Annotated in this window: 2 protein-coding genes; both read right to left on the bottom strand. The window is 71.3% G+C overall.

Annotation, left to right across the window (positions count from 1 at the left end; genetic code table 11):
• Nucleotides 1-832, bottom strand: an 832-nt coding sequence (locus tag ABNT58_RS26760; protein WP_348756419.1) for a response regulator, incomplete at its 3' end; no start/stop codon positions are given.
• A partial coding sequence (locus ABNT58_RS26765; protein WP_348756420.1) for an ATP-binding protein occupies nt 829-3637 on the bottom strand: 2809 nt, incomplete at its 5' end. The genes ABNT58_RS26760 and ABNT58_RS26765, both read right to left, overlap by 4 nt.

The following is a 3637-nucleotide window of genomic DNA, read 5'->3' on the forward strand; positions in this document are numbered from 1 at the left end:
CATGCTCCAGGTGCTTGTTCACCGTGCGCGGGCTCATGCCCAGGATCTCGGCCACGTCGCGGTTGGTCTTGCCCTTGGCCACCCAGCTCAGCACCTCGGCCTCACGCGGGGTCAATGCCGCCATGCGCAGGCGGGTGGGGGGCTCGGCCGTGGCGGCGCGCAGCTGCAGCAGCAGCATGCGCTCGCCCAGGCCGGCCGGGCCCAGCGGCTGCAGCGTGAGCACCCGGCCATCGGGCGCCACGCATTCGTGGGCGCCGGTGGCGGGCGCGGCCAGGGCCTGCAGCACTTCGGCCAGGCGGGCCGCGCCTTCGGCCGGAAACAGCGCCTGCAGCCAGGCCGCCGCCTGGGGCGAACGCCAGGCCATGCGGCCCTGATGGTCCAGCACCAGCACGCCGAAGCCGGCCACGTCCACCGCCTCGCGCGCCAGGCGCACGCTGCGCGCATTGCGCACATGGGTGGCCAGGCGGGCCAGCACTTCGGGCGCCTGCAGCGGCTTGACCACGTAGTCGACGCCGCCGCTGTCGAAGCCTTCGACGATGTGCGTGGTCTCCGACAGCCCTGTCATGAAGATCACCGGAATGTGCGACAGCGCCGGGTCTGCCTTGATCCGGCGGCAGGTCTCGAAGCCCGAGAGCCCGGGCATCACCGCGTCCAGCAGGATGGCGTCGGGCACCACCAGGCCCAGCCGTTCCAGCGCCTGCGCGCCGTCGCGGGCCACCAGCACGGTGTAGCCGTCGTCTTCCAGAGCGGCCACCAGCGGGCCGAGCGACTGCGGGGCATCGTCGACCACCAGAACAATCCTGCCCAGATTCATCGGATCACGCGCACTCATCGCACAGGCTCCTCTTGCAGTTCGTCGTCATCGTCGGTCTCGGTGCGCAGCTGGCCGGCCAGTTCGTCGGCCAGGGCGTCCAGCTCGTAGCGGTCCACCGCCTGGCGCAGGCGGGCGATTTCCAGCGCGCAGTCGGGGTGGCGGCGCAGCGCGTTGTCCAGCGTGCGCTGCAGGCCGTGCACATGCCCCAGGCGGGCGTCGCGCAGCAGCTCGCCGAGCACGCCGGGCGGCAGCAGCGGCAGCCCGGGCACCGCGGTGGGCGCGGGCAGGCCGCCGGCGGCCCAGTGCGGCAGCGCCAGCTCGGCCAGCCATTCGATCTGCAGGTGCTTTTGCAGCTGGGCCAGCAGCTCCGACTCCATCACCGGCTTGTCGACGAAGCCCTGGCATTGCGCTGCGGCCAGGCGCTCGGCCTGGTTCTCGAAGGCATTGGCCGAGACGATGATGATGGGCAGCGTGGCAAAGCCCGCGGCGCGCAGCGCCAGCGCGGTCTGCCAGCCGTCCATGCCGTCCATGGTCAGGTCCAGCAGCACCGCATCGGGCAGGTGCTCCTGCACGCTCTCGATGCATTCGCGGCCACTGGCCGCCTCGCGGATGCGAAAGCCCAGCGGCATCAGCATGCCGGCCAGCATCTGCCGGTGGGTGGGCTGGTCGTCCACCACCAGCAGTGTGCGGCGCGCGCCGAAGTAGCCGCTGACGGGCCGGTGCGTGGGCCGCGCCACCGCGGGCTCGCCGATCTCGCGCAGGTACAGCCGCACGGTGAAGGTGCTGCCCTGGCCGGGCGCGCTGCGCAGCGTCAGCTCGCCGCCCATCAGTTGGGTGAGCAGGTGGGTGATGGTCAGGCCCAGGCCGGTGCCGGGCTCGCCGGTGCGGCGGCCGGCGCTGCCGCGCTCGAAGGGCATGAAGATGCGTTCCTGGTCTTCGGCGGCGATGCCGATGCCGGTGTCGATGACCTCGAAGCGCACCACCTCGCGCCGGTAGTCCAGCCGCAGCGTCACGCCGCCCTGGTCCGTGAAGCGCACCGCATTGCCCAGCAGGTTGATGAGGATCTGCCGCAGCCGCTTGGCATCGGCCTTCACGTAGGCGGGCACGCGGCCGCTGGTTTGCACCGCAAAGGCCAGGCCCTTGGCCTCGGCCTGCGGCTGCACCATGCGCACCAGGTCGTCCAGGAACTCGTGCATGGCCATGGGCGCCGGGTCCAGCCGCAGGCGGCCGGCTTCGATGCGAGCGAGGTCCAGCAGGCCTTCGATCAAGCCGCGCAGGTGCTCGCCGCTGCGGTGGATGGTGTCCACCGAGGCACGGCGCGCACCCTGGATGCGCTCGTCCTTCAGCAATATCTGCGCATAGCCCAGGATGCTGTTGAGCGGCGTGCGCAGCTCATGGGTGATGCCGGCCACGTAGCGCGTCTTGGCCTGGTTGGCGGCTTCGGCCAGGTCTTTCGCGGCCTGCAGCGCGGCGTCGGTGCGCTTGTGGGCTTCGATCTCACGCGTGAGCAGCTCGTTCTGCCGGTTCGATTCGTCCTGCGCCATGCGCCGGCTTTCGGTGGCCAGCACGATCCACCAGGCCGCCACCGCCACCACCAGCGACAGCAGCGCAAACACCTTGAGCAGCGGCGCACGCAAGGCCTGGGCATTGGCCGCGCCCACCACGGTCTCCTGGTCGTACACCACGCCCAGGATGGTGGCCAGCAGCGCCACCAGCGACAGCGCCACGCCCAGGTACTGCGCCACGCGGCGGTGGCTGTGCACCGCCACGCCGGGCGGCAGCAGCGCCGACAGCGCCCGGCCCACTTGTTCCGATGCGCGGGCGCCGGTCTTGCACCGGTCGTGGCAGCGCGATTCCAGCGTGCAGCACAGGCTGCAGATGGGCGCTTCGTAGGCCGGGCAGTGGGCCATGTCCTCGGCCTCGAACTTGTTCTCGCACACCGAGCAGGTCACCGTCTGCCCCGGCGCCCAGGCCTGCGCGCTGCGGCGGGCGATGTACCAGCGGCCCTGCGTCCACCACGCCAGCGCGGGTGACAGCAGCAGCGCCGCCGCCAGCGCGATGAAGGGCGAAAACGCCGCCGCCACCGGCCCGAAGAGGCCGGCATAAGCGGCCACTGCCAGCCCGGCCGCGGCCAGCGTGGCGCCCAGGCCCACCGGGTTGATGTCGTAGAGGTAGGCGCGGCGGAACTCGATGCCGCGCGGGCTCCAGCCCATGGGCTTGTTGATCACCAGGTCGGCCACCAGCGCGCCCACCCAGGCGATGGCCACGTTGCTGTAGAGGCCCAGCACACGTTCCAGCGCCTCGAACACGCCCAGCGTCATCAGCATCACCGCGATGAGCACGTTGAACACCAGCCACACCACGCGGCCCGGGTGGCTGTGCGTCAGCCGCGCGAAAAAGTTGCTCCAGGCCAGCGAGCCCGCATAGGCGTTGGTGAGGTTGATCTTGACCTGCGCCACGATGACGAACACCACCGTGGCCAGCAGCGCCCACTCCGGGTGGTCGAACACGTAGCCGAAGCCGGCGATGTACATCTGCGTGGGGTCGCCCACCTTCTCGGTGGCCACCTGGTGCTGCAGCGCCACGAAGGCCAGGAAGGCGCCGCCCAGCATCTTGAGCATGCCGGGCACCACCCAGCCCGGCCCGGCCACCAGCACCGCGGCCCACCAGCGCCGGCGGTTGGCATGCGTCTTCTTGGGCAGAAAGCGCAGGTAGTCCACCTGCTCGCCGATCTGCACCACCAGGCTGAAGGCCACGGTGGTGGCGGCGCCGAACATCACGCCGTCGAAGCCGGCGCTGCCCGACACCCGGCCCGCCAGCCCG

The organism is uncultured Aquincola sp., assembly GCF_964001545.1.
In the GTDB taxonomy this organism is placed as follows: domain Bacteria; phylum Pseudomonadota; class Gammaproteobacteria; order Burkholderiales; family Burkholderiaceae_C; genus Aquincola.